The 596-nt window shown below is 31.4% G+C and carries 1 protein-coding gene; it reads right to left on the bottom strand.

The window, feature by feature from the left end; translation table 11 throughout:
- Positions 1-596 (bottom strand): hypothetical protein (locus RM539_RS19940; protein WP_311505171.1); only part of this gene is annotated, 596 nt, incomplete at both ends.

The following is a 596-nucleotide window of genomic DNA, read 5'->3' as shown; positions in this document are numbered from 1 at the left end:
CTGAAGGCAGTGTAAATAGTGTTCCATTGTTATTCTTTTAAACTTCCTAGCATTTTTACCCGGTTCTTCTCCTAAATAAATTCTGTTTAGTGTTTCCCAACCCTTATTATTCTTTAAATACCCTAAACTATCACTCATCATATTTTTTGCAGACTTACTTGATATAACGGCAGGTACAATTCTCGTTTCAAACTCTTCTGGATTAGGTTTTGTTTCGTGCTTTTTATGACCTCCATATTGATATCTAAAACCAAAAAAATTATTTATCGTAGCATCATAAAATACAAAACCAGGGCTAGGAACTCCACCATCACTAAATAGATAATCCTTTTTAATTGCAACGTAGTCTGAGAAACTTTGAGCTCCTATTTTTTTATAGTCGTAAATTAAACTGTTATCTATATAATCAATCATATCCCCATGTTGAATGTCGGCCATTTTAAAATCATCAAAAATTGGATTTCTATGGAGTATTACATGACAGTCTAATGATTTTAGCTCATCTTTGATATCCAATATATCGGGATCATGAAAATCTAATTCAGCATTTTCCAAATCCACAATAATGTAGTCATTGGGCTTAATTACTTCTTTAA

This window comes from Autumnicola musiva (assembly GCF_031846585.1).
Taxonomy (GTDB): domain Bacteria; phylum Bacteroidota; class Bacteroidia; order Flavobacteriales; family Flavobacteriaceae; genus Autumnicola; species Autumnicola musiva.
This window is presented reverse-complemented; position numbering and strand designations above follow the sequence as displayed.